This window comes from Arcobacter roscoffensis, from assembly GCF_024267655.1.
Classification (GTDB): domain Bacteria; phylum Campylobacterota; class Campylobacteria; order Campylobacterales; family Arcobacteraceae; genus Arcobacter_B; species Arcobacter_B roscoffensis.
Genome location: NZ_CP100595.1, coordinates 2,479,482 through 2,499,520 on the forward strand (window position 1 = coordinate 2,479,482; position 20,039 = coordinate 2,499,520).

Consider the following 20,039-nt stretch of genomic DNA (forward strand, 5'->3'; position numbering starts at 1 on the left):
AAATTTTTAAATAAATCTTATTTTAAGTCTACATTAACTAAAAATATGTACCATACTATCACAATACAATATAAGGCTACTGTTATTACATTATTCCTTCATATTATTACAATATGTTAATAAGAAATACTTGTTTTAACTTAAATTTTTTATAAAAAATCTATAAGGAAAAAGAAATGTCAGTTGAAAACTTAAACACGGTTTTAAAAGATATCGATCCTCTTGAAACTCAAGAGTGGATTGAAGCATTAGAAGCAGTATTAGAAGAAGAAGGTCCAAGAAGAGCCCACTTCTTATTAGAACAGCTTATAGACAAGGCTAGAAGAAATGGTACATATTTACCATTTAGAGCTACTACTGCATATATAAATAGTATTGATGTGGCAAATGAGCCGAAAATGCCAGGTGATAGAGATATAGAAAGAAAAATTAGGTCTGCTATTAGATGGAATGCTGCTATGATGGTACAAAGAGCTTCAAGAAAGAAATTGGAGCTAGGAGGTCATATTGCTTCATTTCAATCTTCTGCCACATTATATGATGTAGGATTCAATCACTTTTTTAGAGCTCCAAATGAAAAAGATGGTGGAGATTTAGTTTTTTATCAAGGACATATTGCTCCTGGTATTTATGCAAGAAGTTTTGTTGAGGGAAGACTAAGTGAAGAACAGATGGATAACTTTAGACAAGAAGCCTTAAGCGAAGGACTATCATCTTATCCCCATCCTAAACTTATGCCTGAATACTGGCAATTTCCAACGGTTTCTATGGGTCTTGGCCCAATACAAGCAATTTATCAAGCTAGATTTTTAAAGTATTTAACTGACAGAGGTATAAAAGATTGTAGTGAACAAAAAGTATATTGTTATATGGGTGATGGTGAATGTGATGAACCAGAATCATTAGGTGCAATAGGACTTGCAGGACGTGAAGGTTTAGATAACTTAGTATTTGTTATTAACTGTAACCTACAAAGACTAGATGGTCCAGTAAGAGGAAATGGTAAAATCATTCAAGAGCTTGAAGGTAACTTTAGAGGTAATGGCTGGAGAGTTGTAAAAGTTATTTGGGGAAAACAATGGGATGAGTTATTAAGAAAAGACACATCAGGAAAACTTCTTCAACTTATGGAAGAAACGGTTGATGGTGAGTACCAAAACTTCAAACAAAAAGGTGGAGCTTACACAAGAGAAAACTTCTTTAATAAGTACCCTGAAACTGCAAAATTAGTTGAGAATATGTCAGATGATGAGATTTTTGCTTTAAACAGAGGTGGACATGACCCACTAAAAGTTTATGCAGCTTATAAAGCAGCACAAATAACTAAAGATAGACCAACTGTAATCTTAGCTAAAACTGTAAAAGGTTATGGATTAGGTGAAGCTGCTGAGGGTAAAAATATTGCTCACCAAGTTAAAAAAGTTGATATTGATTCTTTAAGACAATTTAGAGATAGATTTAGAATTCCTGTAACAGATGAAGAGTTAGAACAATTCCCTTACTATAAGTTCCCAGAAGATTCTGCTGAAATGAAATATATGAAAGAAAGAAGAGAAGAGTTACATGGTTATCTTCCACAAAGAAAAAGTAAATTTTCACAAAAGCTTGAGCTACCTGAATTAAGTGCTTATGATGCTGTATTAAAAGGTAGTGGAGATAGAGAAATTTCTACAACTATGGCCTTTGTTAGAATCTTAAATGTATTAGTTAAAAATAAAAAGATTGGTAAAAGAATTGTTCCTATTGTTCCTGATGAAGCAAGAACATTTGGTATGGAAGGTATGTTTAGACAAATTGGTATTTACTCAAATGAAGGTCAAAAATATATACCTCAAGATAGAGATCAAGTTGCATATTATAAAGAAGATAAAAAAGGACAAGTACTTCAAGAAGGTATTAATGAATTAGGAGCTATGGGTTCTTGGATTGCAGCTGCAACTTCATACTCAGTTAATGATTGTCCAATGATTCCATTTTATATTTTCTATTCAATGTTTGGATTCCAAAGAACTGGTGACATTTGTTGGGCAGCAGGAGATCAAATGGCAAGAGGTTTCCTAATTGGTGGAACATCAGGTAGAACTACACTTAATGGTGAAGGTCTACAGCATGAAGATGGACATTCACATATTATTGCAAATACTATTCCAAATTGTATTTCTTATGACCCTACTTTTGGTTATGAGCTTGCAGTTATTGTTCAAGATGGTATGGAGAGAATGTATGGGGAAAAACAAGAAGATATTTATTACTACATTACAACACTAAATGAAAACTATAAACAACCTGCAATAATTGAAGGTGCTGAAGAGGGTATTATCAAAGGTATTTATAAGTTAAAAACTGTTGAAGCAAAAGAGAATTTCAAAGTTAAACTATTAGGTTCAGGTTCAATTTTTCAACAAGTATTAAGTGCTGCTGATGTACTAGCAAATGAGTATGGAATTTCATCAGAGATTTACTCAGTTACTTCTTATAATGAACTAACAAGAGAAGCTCAAAATATTGAAAGAGATAATCTACTTGATATTGAAGGTACAAACAAAACAGCTTATGTTGATGAAGTACTAGGAAGTGACGATGAAAATATTATTATCTCTGCTACTGATTATATGAAAGCATACTCAGAGCAAATTGCTCCATTTGTAAAAGGTCACTTTAAAGCACTTGGAACAGATGGTTTTGGTAGATCTGATTCTAGAGGGAACTTAAGAAAATTCTTTGAAGTTGATTCTGACTTTATTGTATTTACAACATTAGCTCAACTTGCAAATGCAGGAAAAATTGAAAAATCAGTTGTATCAGAAGCTATGAAAAAATTCAATATTGATGCAAATAAAATCAATCCATTAAAAGCATAAGGAGTAAATTATGGGAAAATTAATTGATATATTTATTCCAGATTTAGGTGGTGACACTGATGTTGATTTAATCGACATTATGGTTGAAGTTGGAGATACAGTTGAAGAAGAAGATGGACTTATCACACTTGAAACTGAAAAAGCCTCTATGGATGTGCCTACTACTCACGGAGGTCTTGTAAAAGAGATTTTAGTTAAAGTTGGAGATAAAGTAAACTCTGGCGATTTAATAGCTAAAGTTGAAGTTGAAGAAGAATCGTCTACTACTGATGAAGAAAAAGATGAAACTTCTACTGAAAAAGAAAAGAAACAAGAAAACATTCAAGAAGAATCTTCTGAAAATAAAACTGAATCAAAACTTGGTATAGAAGAAGCAGAAAATGAACTAAAAGCAGTTAGTGCAGCAGGAGCTGAAATCTCTTGTCAATTTGTAAATGAGCAAACAATTTGTACAGTAATTGAAAATGTTTATATTCCTGATTTAGGTGATGATAAAGATGTTGACCTAATTGAAGTTATGGTTGAAGTTGGTGAAACAGTTGCAACAGAGTATGGTCTTGTAACACTAGAAACTGAAAAAGCCTCTATGGAAGTGCCAGCGCCTCATGGTGGTGAGGTATTAGAAATTTTTGTAGAACCAGGGATGAAAGTTAACACTGGCGATTTAATTTGTAAAATGACAAAAACAGTTGTAATGGAATCTAAAGTTCCAACTTCTACTAAAAAACCAGAAGAAACAAAGGTTGAAGAGCCTAAAAAACCAGTTACTGTTCAAGAAGTAGCAGCAAAATCAGCACCAGAGCCTAAAGCTGTACTAACTGAAAAGTCAAAGAAAGTTTATGCTTCTCCATCTGTTAGAAAAGTAGCTAGAGAGTTTGGAGTTGATTTAAGTTATGTTAAGGGAAGTGGTAGAAAAGGAAGAATTCTTAAAGATGATATAAAAGCTTATGTAAAAGAGCAGTTATCAAAACCAGCAGTTGCAGCAGCTTCTACGGGGTCTGGACTTGGCTTTAACTTCCCAGAGCAAAAAGACATAGACTTCTCGCAATTTGGCGAAATCGAAACAGTAGAGTTAAATAGAATTCAAAAAATCTCAGGACCTACTCTACATAGAAACTGGGTTTCAATGCCTCATGTAACTCAGTTTGATGAAGCTGATATTACAGAAATGGAAGATTTTAGAAAAACTCAAAATGCACTTGCAGATGGATTTAAGTTATCTCCACTTGTATTTGTAATTAAAGCTGTAACTAAAGCACTAGAAATCCATCCTAAATTCAACTCAACATTGAGTCTTGATGGGCAAAGCTTAATTATGAAAAAATACTTTAACATTGGTGTTGCTGTTGATACACCAAATGGTTTGGTAGTTCCTGTTATAAAAGATGCCAATAAAAAAGGCTTTAAAGATTTAGCAATTGAACTAAAAGAACTTTCTGCTAAAGCTAGAGATGGAAAACTTAAAGCTACTGATATGCAAGGGGCTTGTTTTACAATCTCATCTTTAGGTGGAATTGGTGGAACTAAATTCACTCCTATTATCAATGCTCCTGAAGTAGCAATTTTAGGATTATCGAAATCTGAAATAAAACCTGTTTGGGATGGCGAAGACTTTAAACCTAGACTAATGTTACCATTATCTCTGTCTTATGATCACAAAGTAATTGATGGTGCAGATGGTGCAAGATTTACTACAACACTTTCTAATCTTCTAAAAGATATTAGATTGTTAAGTCTATAAGGATATAAAATGAGTAAAATTGTAGATATTTTAATTCCAGATTTAGGCGGCGATACTGATGTTGATTTAATCGACATCATGGTTGAAGTAGGAGACACAGTTGAAGAAGAAGATGGACTTATTACCTTAGAGACTGAAAAAGCCTCTATGGATGTTCCAACTACACATAGTGGAATTGTAAAAGAAATTTTAGTAAAAGTTGGAGATAAAGTAAACTCTGGTGATTTAATAGCTAAAGTTGAAGTTGAAGAAGCCTCTTCTTCTACTGAAGAAAAAACTACTCCAAAAGAGGTTCAAGAAGAGACTCCTCCTACTATAGAAAAAGAAAAAAGTGAAGTAGCTATATCTTCTGATGCAAATGAAATAAAAGCAGATGTTGTAGTACTTGGAGCTGGTCCTGGTGGATATTCAGCTGCATTTAGATGTGCTGATTTAGGCTTAGATACAGTCTTAATAGAAAGACACCCTACTTTAGGTGGAGTTTGTTTAAATGTTGGATGTATTCCTTCAAAAGCTTTATTACATGTAGCAAAAGTTATAGATGAAGCAAAACATATTGAACATGCAGGTATTAAGTTTTCAAAACCAGAGATTGATTTACCAAGTGTTGCAGCTTATAAAAGTGGTATAGTAAAAAAACTTACTGATGGACTAACTTCTATGGCTAAGATGAGAAAAGTAAAAGTTGTTCAAGGTAATGCTAAGTTTATTGATGACAAAAATATCTTTGTTGAACATACAGATGTTGAAGGTAAACAAACAAAAGTTTCTTTTGATTCTTGTATTATCGCAGCAGGTTCACAAAGCTCTAAAATGTCATTTATTCCCCATGAAGACCCAAGAATTTGGGACTCAACAAATGCCTTAGAAGTAAAAGAAGTTCCTAAAAAACTACTTGTAATGGGTGGAGGAATTATTGGACTTGAAATGGCAACAGTTTATCAAAGACTAGGTTCTCAAATTGATGTTGTTATAAGAGGACCTCAGGTGATGACAGGAACTGATAAAGATATTGTCAAAGTCTATACAAAAGCAAATGAGAAAAACTTTAACTTTATGTTTAAGACTCAAACACAATCTATTATTCCTAAAAAAGAAGGTATCTATGTGGAGTTTAAAGGTGAAAATGCACCTGAACCTCAAACATATGATGCAGTTTTAGTTGCTATGGGAAGAACTCCAAATGGACTAAAAATCGGTCTTGAAAATACTGGTGTTGAAGTGGATGAAAAAGGCTTTATCAAAGTTGATAATCAACTAAAAACTAAAGTACCTCATATACATGCTATTGGTGATATTATTGGTGGTCCTATGCTTGCACATAAAGCTGTTCATGAAGGACATGTTGCTGCTGAAGTTATTGCTGGACATAAAGTCTTTTTTGAACCAAAACAAATTCCTGGTATTGCTTATACTTTTCCAGAAATAGCAACAGCTGGTATGAGTGAGATTGAAGCTAAAGAAGCTGGAATAAACTATGAAGTTTCTTCTTTCCCTTGGTCGGCTTCAGGAAGAGCCTTAGCAGCAGATGTAGCTAGTTCTGGACTTACAAAACTTATTTTTGACAAAGATACAGATCAGTTGATTGGTGGAGCGATTGTTGGAGATAATGCAGGTGAATTACTTGGTGAAATTTCACTAGCACTTGAGATGGATTGTGATGCAGAAGATATAGCACTTACAATTCATGCCCATCCTACTTTACATGAATCAGTTGGAATGGCAGCTGAGATTTTTGAAGGTACTATTACAGACCTACCAAATGCAAAAGCTAAGAAGAAATAATCTTCTTAGCTTAAGTTTATAATTTATTTTTTAGAGTACTACTGCTCTTCTCCACTTAAACACTCACCTTGGAATGTAGAAATTCCATAATCTAAGTTTGCTACTGATTTAAAACCTAAATCAAGCATAATTCTTTGACAATATGCTGATCTACTTCCACTTAAACAGTAAACAACAACAGGTGTGTCTTTTTGATCATCTACTTGCTCTAAAGCTTGATAAAATGCTGTAGTAGGAACTAAATAATCAGTACCTTTGATTCTTTGACTTACCCACTCCATCCACTCTCTTGTATCAATAAGGTTGAATTTTACAAAACCTAAATCTCTTGCTTCAAGTAGTGACTCTAATTCTACTGCATTTACTTCTTGTTTTTCTAAAAGTTTTTCACATTCTTCTTTTGTAAGACCTCTTGAATGAGTAGCAATAGCATCGTGCATTTGCTCTTCTTGTGCAGCTTCTTGTGCAAATTCGGGAGTACAGAAAATACCACAGTGACAACTTCCACTTGTAGGTATTTCTTTTTCTAAAGCTGGTGTACATGGGCATAATCGGTTGTTGGCAGCTTTTTGCTCTTCTTTTGTTTCACCAACAACCATAAAACATGGACAATATCTTTTTCCATAAATCATTTTGTTTCTTGTAAGACCCATTTGAATTGACTCATTTACCTCATCATTTGGGTTATACCTAAAATCAAATCTCTCAACTACTTTATCAGTAAACTGTTTTGTAAGTTCAAGTTGTGTTTGATACTCTTCGCTTTCTATATCAATCTTTTTTATCATTTATAAATCCTAGTTTGTATTTAATAATGACATCTTAATATAATATCACTTAACCTCTATAAACTCTTTGAAAATTTCTGATATATCATTATGTGAAAAAGCATTTATATTTTTCGCTTCTGAGAAATCTATAAGTTTTTTTGTTCTTACTTCATCAAGTTCATTTATAGTTTTATATCCCATATACCAATTTGGAAAATATCTTTTAGAATCTTCTTCTTCTATCACTTCTACTAAAGAGTCATGTCTAGAGTCATTTTTGATTTTCTCAAAAATTGCTAAGACATCCTCTTTTTTACCTTCTAAACACTGTAAAAAACTTCTACCTTTTAATATCAATAAGCCAGTAACATTTTTCTTACTATTATTTTGTCTAGCCTTTAAAAGTAGCTCTTCAAGCTCTTCATCAGAAAATCTAACAACAGCTCTGCTTAAATACATAATTCTATACATAACTATACCTTTAAACTTTTATAAGTAATTATATCATACAAAGAAGATACTGTTTTTTTACTTTTATGGTTATTTATAACTTTTTGTTTTTAAAATATTTTAATTTTTGAACTAAGTGGAAGCTAGTTATAATTTGTTAGCTGGACTATGGTCGTGGTGTTGTTATAATATTTGAGTTTCAAACTAAGTGGAAGCTAGTTATAATTTGTTAGCCTACAGTTAAATTGGTAGGAGTTGGTTCTAAGTGTTTCAAACTAAGTGGAAGCTAGTTATAATTTGTTAGTGAAAAAGAAAAACTAGATAAAGTTTGTTCTTATTAGTTTCAAACTAAGTGGAAGCTAATTATAATTTATTAGCAAATCACCTGACTCTTTAATAGGTGATTTGATTGAAGTTTCAAACTAAGTGGAAGCTAGTTATAATTTGTTAGATACTTATTTTATAACTCAACAATAATATATAAAAGTTTCAAACTAAGTGGAAGCTAGTTATAATTTGTTAGTTGAAACTGAATCAACATTTTACAAACATGATTTCACGTTTCAAACTAAGTGGAAGCTAGTTATAATTTGTTAGTATTAACTAAATAACCAGTACCATCACCTTTCACGGTTTCAAACTAAGTGGAAGCTAGTTATAATTTGTTAGGAATTTTTAGAAGTACCTATAATTAACTTACTAGGGTTTCAAACTAAGTGGAAGCTAGTTATAATTTGTTAGCATGGCTATTATAGCCTATGGTTCTACTATCAACGTTTCAAACTAAGTGGAAGCTAGTTATAATTTGTTAGAAGTTCAGCAGTATCTTACTTGGATGTAGCTACAGCGTTTCAAACTAAGTGGAAGCTAGTTATAATTTGTTAGTTTGTAATATTCCTAGAAGTAAAAACAGTGTTGTTTGGTTTCAAACTAAGTGGAAGCTAGTTATAATTTGTTAGGAAGCTTATTCAGTTGCATTCAATATTACATCAGAGTTTCAAACTAAGTGGAAGCTAGTTATAATTTGTTAGTTCATCCCTTCTGTTTCAATGGATAACGGTGTTGCAGTTTCAAACTAAGTGGAAGCTAGTTATAATTTGTTAGTTCATCCCTTCTGTTTCAATGGATAACGGTGTTGCAGTTTCAAACTAAGTGGAAGCTAGTTATAATTTGTTAGATATACTCTGTTGTCTTTTTCTTCTGATAGTTGTTTGTTTCAAACTAAGTGGAAGCTAGTTATAATTTGTTAGAGCATTTTTTTTGCCCTTTTCATGGGCTTTTAAACTGTTTATTAAACTTATTTTTTCGTAAATAAAAAAAGTTTAAAAAAACTTGCTATTTGTGGAAAATATGATATAATAACAATCTAACAAATTATAACTAGATTTCACCTCTGGTTGAAATCATTATGACGGATAAATACAAATGAAGTGGGTCATCTGGATTTTCCATACCCATCCGTCATCTATTTTTTAAAACCTATCATTACAAAAATTTAGATATTCACATTGGATGCACTTTGATTCATTTGCATCACTATTTGGTAAAATATCATTTCTTACTATTTTTTCTATACTTTTAATTATTTCAAAAAAATCTTTTTTATGTTTATATGTTATATCTATTTTATGAAACTTCATATTATTTGAGTAGACTATAAATGCTTTTGTGAACTTTTTTTGATACTCTTCTTCTAAAAGTAAACCATATCCTACTAATTGCAAAACATGAGAATAGCTTGGTTTCTTTTCAATATGTTTAAACTCTATAGGAATAATTTCATCATCACATAAAAAAGCTAAATCAACTTTTCCACAGATATTTAAATCACCATCTTCAAAATACTTATCTGATATTATCTCATTAAAATCAATATTAAACTTTTTAAATTTTCTTGATTTTAGCATCTCATTTTGTAAATCATGATATTCATTTCCCAAAGAGACTTGTCTTGGAAATATTGGCTTTATATTTGTAAGAAGATTATAGTAAACTATTCTAGGACAAAACTTATATTGTCTTATTAGATTTATAGGTATCATACTATTTCAAAACTTTCAGGATGAGAAAAATCCTCGTTGTCATATCCAAAACTATCATTTAAATCTTTATCTAATGTCACATTTACAATAAAAGCTTTATCTGTTTCTATCTGACAATATTTTTTAAAAAGTTCTTTTATAACTCTTTTTTCACTAGGAAGTACATAACCCCAAAATACAGATTTTTGTATAGATACTAAACCTAAATCTTTTAGTTCATCAAAAAACTTATTTCTTTTTTTTGTTTCACTTATGTCATAACCTACTATTATTTGTGTATACATACTACCACCTAAATATATATGATTTATATTTATTTTGGGAACAAAAATATCCTGATACTTTATATACTTGACGTTGAATAATACTTTCTAAAGTTAATTTTCTATGATTGTATTTATACTTTTTACTTAATGTTTTTAAAATATTTGTAGCTAATTCTTTTTTGATTTTATCAAAGTTTTCAGCTTTTGTTTTTGATAGTTTACTTCTTAGTTTTATAACATTTCTATCTACAACAAAGCTTCTATACTCTTCCATTATATCTAGAATCAATGATGGTTTTGCACTTCTTACACTATGAAGTACTCCATAGTATGGCTCCAAGCCTGCATTTATACAAGCTTTATAAATAAAGTTAAAAAGTATTGCATATCCATAGTTTAAAGCTATATTTGTTATCTCTTCACTATGTCTTTTTGTTCTGTATTTAAAACTACGGGGAAGTAGTTCCATAGATTTTAAATACTCAAAATAATAACTAGCACTAACTCCTTCAATACCTAAAATAAAATCTTTTGAAATATCTTTTTTATTTTTTAATTGAGAAATTGATTTATCAAACTTTTCAATAACATTATGTTTAAATTCATTTTCAAAACCTCTACTACTATAAAGTAAAGTTGCTCTTTGATTTTTCAACTTTCCTATTATTAAAGTTCTTGCAAGTTCTAAGCCCTCTATTAATTCACATTTCTCAAATTGGTATTTTCTTACCATTACTGATTTATGTTCGTATAGCGTATGTAATGCAGAAAAAGAGTTAAAAGTATTGAAAAATATTTTTATTCCTCTTTGAGAACAAGAGTTTATCAAATCACTAGAAAGTGATATACCACGGGATAATACTTGAATAGTTTTTATCCTATTTAAAGCTATTTCATTTTTGATACTTCCATCTTGTTTTATTGTTAGTCTTTGAGACTTTAATCCTAAAAACATTCCGTAATTATTTACTATAATATGCTTCATTATAGTTTACTTATAATATCATCTGCTTTTATTCTCATCTTACTAAAAGCAAATACTTTTTTGCCAAGGTCTTTTAGACTTGCACCTATGGGATATACTTCCTTTTCATCTATGATTATAAATCTATCGTGAAAGTTTTTTGATATTTTTACACTTAGATTATTGTACTGATTATTATACTTTTTTATATCTAGTGTTAGTTTTTTACTTATGTTAGTTGTATATATTTGTATAGATATATTTTGATTTTGAGATAGTAAAGTTAATATAGACTCATCTATATAATTATCTATGATACGTATAGATTTATTTGCACTTTTTACCAAATCATTTAAAAAAACATAAGCATCAAAAATCTCTCCATCATAAAATATACCTTGCTTTACTTCTAATGTTTTATTTGATATTTGGGATTTTATATCTTGAATATCTTTTTCAAGACTGAAAAGTCTTTGTTCTGTTATTTTGTGAGTATTTAAAACATAACCATCTTGAATATATGTTCTCAAAATTTTTGTTGCCCATTGTCTAAACTTTGTTGCTTTTAAAGAATTTACTCTATATCCAACAGATATAACAACATCAAGATTATAATAATCTACTTGGTAAATTTTACCATCATTTCCAGTTGTTGCATTTTTTGCAACAACTGAGTTTTTATCAAGTTCATTTTCTTTAAATATATTTCTTAAATGTCTTGATATTACAGACTTATCCCTATCAAAAAGTTCACAAAGTTGTTTTTGTGATAACCATATAGTCTCACTATCAACTGATATATTTAACTCTAACTCACCGTTGTTGTAGATAACTGTATTTGGCATTTTAGTCCTTAATATTATTTAGGATTATTTGTTTTTTATCTTTTGTTATAGCTGCTTTATATTGAAGTGTTATTGTTTTTGAGTTGTTGTCTATAAGTGTTGCTTTTGCTTTTAGTCCATCTCGTATAGAACCCAAAAAACTATTTAGTTTTAAGTCTTTATTTTCTAAATAGTTCTCTAAAAAAGATTTAAATACTTCATCTTTATCACCATCAAAAACAGTTATCTTAGTAAAATCTATATCAACAAAACTTTGTTTTATAAAAGTAGCTTGGATAGTACATCTTTTTGATTCACTTACTAAATACTTAAGATTTAATAAGTATTTACTTACATCATCAATATCAATATTATCAACTTCATAAACAGGTTTACTATTTTCATCTATCAATAAACAATCCAACAAATCAGCAACTTTTAAAGGTATAGTATTTTTTGTAAAATAAGGAATAGGTTTTATATCGCCATTTATGATATAGTTTTTTGTTGCTATATCTTTATTTCCTAGTACTTGCCAAGTGTTTTTTCTTTTTATTCTAAACTTTGCACTTCCTAGTATTGGTAGAGTATATTTGTGTCTTTTCTTAGCTCTTTTTCTTCGCTGTCTATTTTCTTCTTTTTGTTTAGAATCAAACATATCTTTTAAAAGTTGGTTTAATACTTCACTATTTAAAAAAGTTTTACCATCTTCATTTGTCTTAAAAAGATTTTCACACTCTTGAAGTTTTTTATATACTGCTTTGTATAGTCTCTGGCTAAAGTAAGGGATGTTTTTGATTATACTAAATTCTTTTAGTTTTGTTTGTTTATCATCAAAAAATATAGTTTGTATTTCTTTTCTTGAACTTACATATTGAAGTTTGTCAAGAAATTTTAGACTAGATAATTCAGTTTTATTTTTAGTTACAAATAGCTCATATAAAGTATTTGATACTTTTTGTACATCTATTTTATAAACTCTTTTCTCTTCTAATTCTTCAAAAGAGTTTAGATATATTTTCTTAGCATTTTTAGTATCAAATAATAGTGAATACTCTATAAGCTTATCTATGTCTTTTTTATTGTTTTTATTTGTGATATGTTTATATTGTTCACTATAAATCGTATCATCAAAAAGTTTATATGAACCTAACTCTTTTGTAGGAGAGTTAATAAAGGTCTTTTTTTTAGAAAGGTTGTTTATACCTGATTCACTCAAATAAATATCATCAAAATCAAAAAATGGCACTAGTGAGTCAATATTCTCTTTTTTCTTATCTGCTCTACCTTTTATCGTAGAGTTTGCTAAATAAAATACTACCATAGCATCTATACAGTGTGAGTGGCTGTCTTGTTTCTCTTTTTTTTCTAACTCTGATTTATCTTGAGCAAGTATATTTCTAGTGCTTCTTACTAGTTGGTTATCTATAGTTTTACTATCTACTTCTATATCTTTAAAGCTAGTTCCAAACTTTTTAGATAGTTTTTCATAGATAAATCTTGCTAATCTTTTTTGAGTACCATTTGAAAAAGTTTTTATTTTATCTCTTCGAACTAATTCAAAAGCTTTTTTGAATTCTTCACTATCTCTTAAAAACAGTGCATATCTTAGTGCTATTTGCTGGTGTAGTTTTAGGTTATCAAAGTTTGTGAAGTTATCTATATTTATACTTTCTATTCCTGTTTTTATGATAGCTTTTATCTCTTCAAGTGTTTTTTTACCAAATACTTTTTCAAGATGCTTTTTATGTATCTTCTCTAAAGTATAATCTTGATTAGCTTTTATCTTTTGGTTACCTTCCACAGAACAATAAATCATATTCGCTTTTGAGTTATACACTCCTTTACTTTGAGGCAAGATATGATCCCAATCACCTTTATCAAATGTTTTTCCACTATATGGACATATATCTACATTTAGCTTATCTTTATTCTCTCTTTTATATTTTTTTATAGATGAATCATTTGCCCTTTTTATAGTATTTAAATTTTCTTCAAACTCAAATCTATTTTGTTCTAGCAATATCTCTAATTTTTCTATATTTTTTATATCACTATCATCTATATTTTCACTTATCTCAAAGGCAAGTCTATCTAGCATCATATCAAGCATACCATCTATTGGTTTTGCCACATCTGATAGTAGTCTTTTTCCTATTGTTAAACTCTCATCACTTCTTAGGGCATTTTCTATTGTACAGTGTTTGCAAGTTTTATTAAAGCCACCTAAATCTTTAAAAAGTATTTCATAAGTTTGTTTGAAAATATTTATCACTCTTTTTAGATTAAATTCATCTACACTTTCTATCTCATCTAAATAAGTGTTTTTATCTTTTAGTATCTGTTTTAATTCTAAGAAGTTTTTGTTTATATTTTTTACTATTAGTTTTATATCTTTATCATCCACACATTTCTCATCTTTAAAACAAGCTTCGATAATATGATAAAAACTATTTTGGTATTTTTTAGCTTCATCACTTACTCTTTTTAATGCAGTTTGTAAACCTTTTGTAGCTTTTATATTTTCTAAAAATTCATCAGATTCTTCACTTGAGAAGCTGTAAGAGTATATAGGTTTTAGTAAGATATGCTTTGCATTATTTTTATATGGTGTATTTGTATTACACTTTACAAAGATAGAGTTTGATTCTTCGTAGATACCTTTGTGTATTTTTTCTTCTTCTTTATAGTATTTTATAGCTATATCTTTTAAGCTATTATAAGCTTTTATCCCAAATACTTTTTGAAAGCAAACTATACTATCTATAGTTCCTTTTTCAAACTTTGCTTTATGTTTAAATACATTTCTAGGATTTAGTTCTCTTGTCGTTATTTCACTTGTAGAATCTAGTATTCTTTGGAGATATTTAGAATAAGTAAAGTCTTCTTTTATCTGTTTATTGCCTGATACTACTTTTGTTTTTATTAGCTTCTCTTTTTCAAATACGCCCTCATTTGAAGATATGAGAAGATTTGAAAACTCTGATTTTGAAAGTAGATAATCAATAGTTTTTCTTAGCTCATCAGTTATTAGCTCAGGCTTTATAAGCATAGAGTTACACTTATACGTATCACGGTTGTTCATATCTTCATAAGGTGGGATAGTAAGCTTTGGATTAGTAGTTATTAAAAAATCTTTTATATTTGGCTGAGTATCTAATATTTCAAATAACTCTTTTTTTTGCTTTTTTTCTTTGTCACTTTTATAATGAAATGCTTTAAAATATCTTTGCACTTTTTGCTCTAACTTTAAAGTATCTAATTTATCATCAAACTTTTGATTAAAATATTTTCTTAAAACTCTTAACTGAAAGTTCGAGATATTTCCTATAAGGTTAAAAAATTGTTCTTTTGAATATTCATAAATAAAATCAAAATCTCTTTGTATTTCAGTTTTTATTTCATCAAGATATTTAACTCTTGGTTTACTTCCTGTGTCTAACTCTTTTAAAATATTTGAAAGCAAATCCCTAAGGAGTATCAAATCTTTTTTTATAATACTTGAAAATGAGTTTTGAAACTCTTTATAAAATTCTACTTTTTTCTTTTTCGTTTCTGTATTTATTTTTTTATTTATACTATATATAAACTCTTTTAATTCATCTAAATTTTCAAAAGAACTTATTTTATTTTCAAAATCCTCTTTTGAAATTAATCCTTTAAGTTCTTCAAAATAATTATTTATAAATTTGACTGTTTCATCATTTAGTTTTTCAAAATCTGTAGATGTTGAAATAAAAGTATATCCTCTATTATTCAAAAGTCCTAAAATTAGTTCTTGTTGTTTTTGAGTGTATTTTGATAAGTCAATAAATTCTTCTAAAAGTCTCTTTGCTAATTTTCTTCTTTTGTAGTTTCTATCTTTATGACGATTTTCTCTTCTACTCTTTTTTGAAAAGTTTATATTATCTACTATAATATTTGCAGCTTTTTTATTTTCTATATTATCAGCATTACTCTTTACTATAAAAACACCATTATTCTTTGCACCCATATCTATTGAAATACTTAACTTACTCAAAACAACACCTTTAAAATTTAGTAAATTATATCTAAAAAATTATTTAAAAAAAACTCATTAAGTCACCTTATTTTATACAAACTTCTCATCCTCTTCAAAAAATGTATCATATACCATATATAGTATTCCTACAAATATAAAAAGTTCCATTTTTTATCCTTTTTGAATATTTATAAAAAGTCTACTATACTTACTAGACAATTTAATGTCCGTTTTTATACTAGGAAAAACTTATGAAAAAACATGATTATGATAAGATACTTTTTAGACTAACTTCCATTTGGCAACGCCTACGTGAAGGGGAAATATTAAGTGTAAAAGACTTAGCCAAAGAGTACAATGTATCTACAAAAACCATACAACGTGACTTCAATGAACGCTTAGCTTCAAAGCTACCTATTGAAAAAAGTGGACATAAGTGGAAGGTGAAAGAAGGTCATAGTATTGATAAAAACTTAAGCTTTGAAGAGGACTTGGTTTTAGATATATTAAAAGAGTTGTCTTTATCTATGGGAAATACCTTTAGTTCTAGTACAAATAAACTATTTTCTAAAATACAAAACAGACATGAAACACCTATTTTTTCTAAAATAGAAATAGAAGATATTAGTAATAAAACAGAAATCATAAAAGACATACAAGAAAGTATCAAAAATAAAACACAAATCCAATTTCAATACAAAAATAAATATAGATTTATTGAACCTTATAAAATCACTACCTTTGATGGATACTGGTATCTTTATGGAAATGATATTTTAACAAATAGACTTAAAACCTTTTATATAAAAGATATTGAGTCTTTAAACTCTACAGACAAAACATATAAAGAAAACCCAAATGCTATTGAGAAACTAAAACTTGCAATAAATGTCTGGTTTGAACCAAATGAAGATCTATTTCAAATAAGACTTCTAGTAAAAAAAGAAATCTCTAAATATTTTGTTAGAAGACCTCTTAACTCTTCTCAAATTATTACAAAAAAGTATAATGATGAATCTATTGAAATACTCTTAGATATTACAAGTGAAAATGAGATTTTATTTGAACTAAAAAAGTGGCAACCCCATCTTTTAGTAATAGAACCAAAATCACTAGCTAAAAAAATTCTTATTATAAATAGAGAATTTTTAGACAATCAGTTGGAACTTTTGATTTAAAAATACGAATTTACTATAATAAAAAAAGAAAATATGATAAAATAATTAAAAAACATCTAAAAGAAGATTTCATGAGTAATATAAATAATTATTTTATAAAGTTAAGGCCAACAATTTCATTATTGTTAATTTTTCTTATTTCTACAGTTATAATAACTACACTATTACTGCAGTATCATTTCTCAAAAGACTTAGCATTTAAAGCAACAAATGACAAGTTTAAAGAAATGTCAGAAAAAATAGACCTAAAAGTGAAATCATTAGATAAAAGAAATAATGATATTATATCTACATTTGAGATTTTTGATGAAATAAAAATAACACCAGAAAAAGACTTAAGGCATCCTCTTTTAGCTTTATTTACAACAACCTTAAAAAATAACACTCATATATATGCTTTATACACTGGAAATAAAAATGGAGACTTTTACGAGGTAATAAATCTAGATATAGACGAAAGCTTAAGAAAAAAATATAAAGTATCAAAACAAATAAAATGGCTTGTTGTAAAAATATACAAAGAAAAAAATCAAAGAATAAAATATGAAGAGTTCCTTGATGAAGAATTAAATCAATTAAAAAGTTCAAGACATGTAGCTTCTTACAATCCATCTCTTAGGCCTTGGTTTAAGGAAGCTTTAAAAAGTGACATAATTATAAAAACCAAACCTTACATGTATACAAATCTAGAAGCAAAGGGAATAACTTATGCAAAAGCGATTGAAAATACAAATTTAGTTTTTGGGATTGATGTATCTTTGAAAAGTATGAATAATTATCTAAAAAAGCAGTCCTTATCAAATATAGATCAAATCTTTTTATTTAAAAAAGGTGGAGAGATTTCATCTTATGTAAACTTTAAAAATAAAAAAAATGATATTTCAGTCATGCCATACAGTGAAATCACTAAAAAAGCAAAAATCAATCTTAAAAAACACAATTTTATGATGAAAATAGATAATCAAGATTATTTTGTTCATATCTCACAAATCAAGTCTATTTATAAAGTAAAAGATTACCTTGCGATTTTAACTCCTGTAGATACTATTATTCAACCTTATCTTGATAAAATTTATTCATCATTTTTTATCACTATTCTAATCTTAACATTTACTATTCCATTAATTTACTACTCTACTAGAGTTCTAGTTATTCCAGTGCAAGCTCTGATGAAAGAGAACGATAAAATTTCAAAAAGAGACTTTGATAATGTATCACATGTAAATACAAGAATCAAAGAATTTAAAGAACTGTCAATATCATTAGTTCAAATGGCTAACTCAATAAAAAGTTATCAAGAAAAACAAAAAGAATTAATGGACTCATTTATCAAATTAATTGCAAGTGCTATTGATGCAAAATCAAAATATACAGGTGGGCACTGTGAGAGGGTTCCTATTCTAACAAATTTACTAGCAAATGCTGCTTCTGAGAGCAAAGGTTCTATATTTAAAGATTTTGAGCTTAAAACTAAGGAAGAAAAAAGAGAATTAAACATCGCTGCATGGCTTCATGATTGTGGAAAGGTAACTACACCTGAGTATGTTGTAGATAAGGCTACAAAACTTGAAACTATATACAATAGAATCCATGAAATACGTACAAGATTTGAAGTTATATACAGAGATAAAACAATTGAAATGTATAAAAATATATTAAATGGAGCAAATCAAGAAGAAGAAAAAGATAAGTTGCAAAAAGAATATATTAAATTACAAGAAGAGTTCAAAAAAATTGCTGATGCAAATATTGGTGGTGAATTTATGAAAGATGAGGATATTGAAGAGATTAAAAATATTGCTTCAAGAACTTGGATTAAATATTTTGATGACACAATTGGATTATCAAAAGAAGAAGAACAAAGACTATCAAAAAATAAAGAATTTGAGCCAAAACAAGAAAAACTTCTAGATGATAAAAATGAGCATATTATAAAAAGAGAACATTTTAATCATGAAGAATACAATAAATATAAGTTTAAAATTGATGTACCAAAAGATTTATACAATTTAGGGGAAGTTTATAATTTAACTATAAAAAAAGGAACTCTTACAAAAGAGGAACGATTCAAAATAAATGAACATATGATTATGTCAATTATTATGCTTGAACAACTTCCATTTCCAAATAACTTAAAAAAAGTACCAGAATATGCTGGTGCTCATCATGAAACACTCATAGGTACAGGTTATCCAAGAAAACTTACTAAAAAAGATATGTCAATACCAGCTAGAATTATGGCAATTGCAGATATATTTGAAGCATTAACTGCATCAGATAGACCATATAAAGAAGCAAAAACATTATCGCAATCAATTAAGATACTGAGTTTTATGGTAAAAGATAAACATATTGATGAAGACATATTCAAACTATTTCTAACATCTGGTGTATATAAAGAGTATGCAGAAAAATTTTTAAAAGAAGAACAAATTGATGAAGTTGATATTTCTTTATATATTAAGAGTTAAAACACTTTAGGATTACAAATAGAGTTTTCAACTAAAGACAAAAACTCTTTTCTTGATATATTTTTTGCTCCAAGTGATTCAAGGTGTAAGCTTGGAACTTGGCAATCTATCAGTTTAAAGCCACTTTTTTTAAGTCTTTGAACCAGATAAAACAAAGCAACTTTTGAAGCATCACTTTTTTTAGCAAACATTGATTCACCACAAAATATATTTCCTATATTTATTCCATAACCTCCACCTACTAACTCTCCGTCAAAATAAGCCTCAAAGGAGTGAGCGAAGTTCATATCATGTAGTTTTATATAAGCCTCTACTACCTCATCTAAAATCCAAGTACCCTCTTTATGTTTTCTTGCATTTGCGCACTCTATAATTGTTTGTTCAAAATTCTTATCAAATTTTATTTCATAGATATTTTTGCTTATAGTTTTAGCTAAACTTCTAGAGACTTTAAACTCATCTAATTCTAGTACCATTCTAGGGTTTGGAGACCACCATAATATTGGGTCATTTTGATTATACCAAGGGAATATTCCTTTTGTATATGCTGTGATTATTCTATTTGGATTTAAGTCACCACCATAGGCAATTAGTCCTTCATCATTGCAATACAAAGGGTCAGGAAAGTTAAAAGAGTATTTATCCAAGGGGTATATATTTAGATTCAAAAGTAACCTTCATTTT

At 28.6% G+C, this 20,039-nt stretch carries 13 protein-coding genes and 1 CRISPR repeat array; of the genes, 5 read left to right on the forward strand and 8 right to left on the reverse strand.

The window, feature by feature from the left end; all coding sequences use genetic code 11:
- Positions 1–176 precede the first annotated feature (176 nt).
- The 3 genes from aceE to lpdA are packed head-to-tail and all read left to right on the forward strand — an operon-like array spanning position 177 to position 6,387.
- On the forward strand, positions 177–2,861 hold the full coding sequence (gene aceE / locus NJU99_RS11810) for a pyruvate dehydrogenase (acetyl-transferring), homodimeric type (protein WP_254576111.1): 2,685 nt from the start codon (positions 177–179) through the stop codon (positions 2,859–2,861).
- 10 nt (positions 2,862–2,871) lie between these two features.
- Entirely contained in the window at positions 2,872–4,602 is a 1,731-nt protein-coding gene (gene aceF, locus NJU99_RS11815) for a dihydrolipoyllysine-residue acetyltransferase (protein ID WP_254576112.1), read from the forward strand.
- A gap of 9 nt (positions 4,603–4,611) precedes the next feature.
- Positions 4,612–6,387 carry a dihydrolipoyl dehydrogenase gene (gene lpdA / locus NJU99_RS11820; RefSeq protein ID WP_254576113.1) on the forward strand — a complete coding sequence of 592 codons (1,776 nt, stop codon included), beginning with the start codon at positions 4,612–4,614 and terminating at the stop codon, positions 6,385–6,387.
- Between the two features lie 38 nt (positions 6,388–6,425).
- On the opposite strand, the gene NJU99_RS11825 is transcribed toward lpdA, so the two are convergent.
- From NJU99_RS11825 to NJU99_RS11855, 7 genes are all read right to left on the reverse strand, one after another.
- Positions 6,426–7,175: a ferredoxin-thioredoxin reductase catalytic domain-containing protein gene (locus tag NJU99_RS11825; RefSeq protein ID WP_254576114.1), complete on the reverse strand. Its 750-nt coding sequence runs from the start codon at positions 7,173–7,175 to the stop codon at positions 6,426–6,428.
- Between the two features lie 45 nt (positions 7,176–7,220).
- Positions 7,221–7,628 (reverse strand): BLUF domain-containing protein, encoded by a 408-nt coding sequence (locus NJU99_RS11830; protein ID WP_254576115.1) that lies wholly within the window; start codon positions 7,626–7,628, stop codon positions 7,221–7,223.
- 103 nt (positions 7,629–7,731) lie between these two features.
- Positions 7,732–8,857: direct repeats of the CRISPR family, unit length 37 nt; unit sequence GTTTCAAACTAAGTGGAAGCTAGTTATAATTTGTTAG.
- A 222-nt stretch (positions 8,858–9,079) separates the two neighbouring features.
- A complete protein-coding gene (cas4, locus tag NJU99_RS11835; protein ID WP_254576116.1) occupies positions 9,080–9,649 on the reverse strand; it encodes a CRISPR-associated protein Cas4 in 570 nt (189 codons plus the stop codon).
- Positions 9,646–9,933: a CRISPR-associated endonuclease Cas2 gene (gene cas2 / locus NJU99_RS11840; protein ID WP_254576117.1), complete on the reverse strand. Its 288-nt coding sequence runs from the start codon at positions 9,931–9,933 to the stop codon at positions 9,646–9,648. The genes cas4 and cas2 overlap by 4 nt, the downstream gene beginning before the upstream one ends.
- A gap of 1 nt (position 9,934) precedes the next feature.
- Positions 9,935–10,900, reverse strand: coding sequence for a CRISPR-associated endonuclease Cas1 (cas1, locus tag NJU99_RS11845; protein ID WP_254576118.1), 966 nt, complete (start codon positions 10,898–10,900; stop codon positions 9,935–9,937).
- Entirely contained in the window at positions 10,900–11,724 is an 825-nt protein-coding gene (rhuM, locus tag NJU99_RS11850) for a RhuM family protein (RefSeq protein ID WP_254576119.1), read from the reverse strand. Before rhuM ends, cas1 begins: the two co-directional genes overlap by 1 nt.
- 1 nt (position 11,725) lies before the next feature.
- A complete protein-coding gene (locus NJU99_RS11855; protein WP_254576120.1) occupies positions 11,726–15,724 on the reverse strand; it encodes a hypothetical protein in 3,999 nt (1,332 codons plus the stop codon).
- 233 nt (positions 15,725–15,957) lie between these two features.
- Here NJU99_RS11855 and NJU99_RS11860 point away from each other — a divergent pair, with 233 nt between their 5' ends.
- A complete protein-coding gene (locus NJU99_RS11860) occupies positions 15,958–16,884 on the forward strand; it encodes a helix-turn-helix transcriptional regulator (RefSeq protein ID WP_254576121.1) in 927 nt (308 codons plus the stop codon).
- A 122-nt stretch (positions 16,885–17,006) separates the two neighbouring features.
- Positions 17,007–19,355: an HD domain-containing phosphohydrolase gene (locus NJU99_RS11865; protein WP_254576122.1), complete on the forward strand. Its 2,349-nt coding sequence runs from the start codon at positions 17,007–17,009 to the stop codon at positions 19,353–19,355.
- Here NJU99_RS11865 and aat read toward each other — a convergent pair.
- Complete coding sequence (gene aat / locus NJU99_RS11870; RefSeq protein WP_254576123.1) at positions 19,352–20,023, reverse strand: leucyl/phenylalanyl-tRNA--protein transferase; 672 nt, start codon at positions 20,021–20,023, stop codon at positions 19,352–19,354. The genes NJU99_RS11865 and aat overlap by 4 nt on opposite strands.
- Between the last annotated feature and the right edge of the window lie 16 nt (positions 20,024–20,039).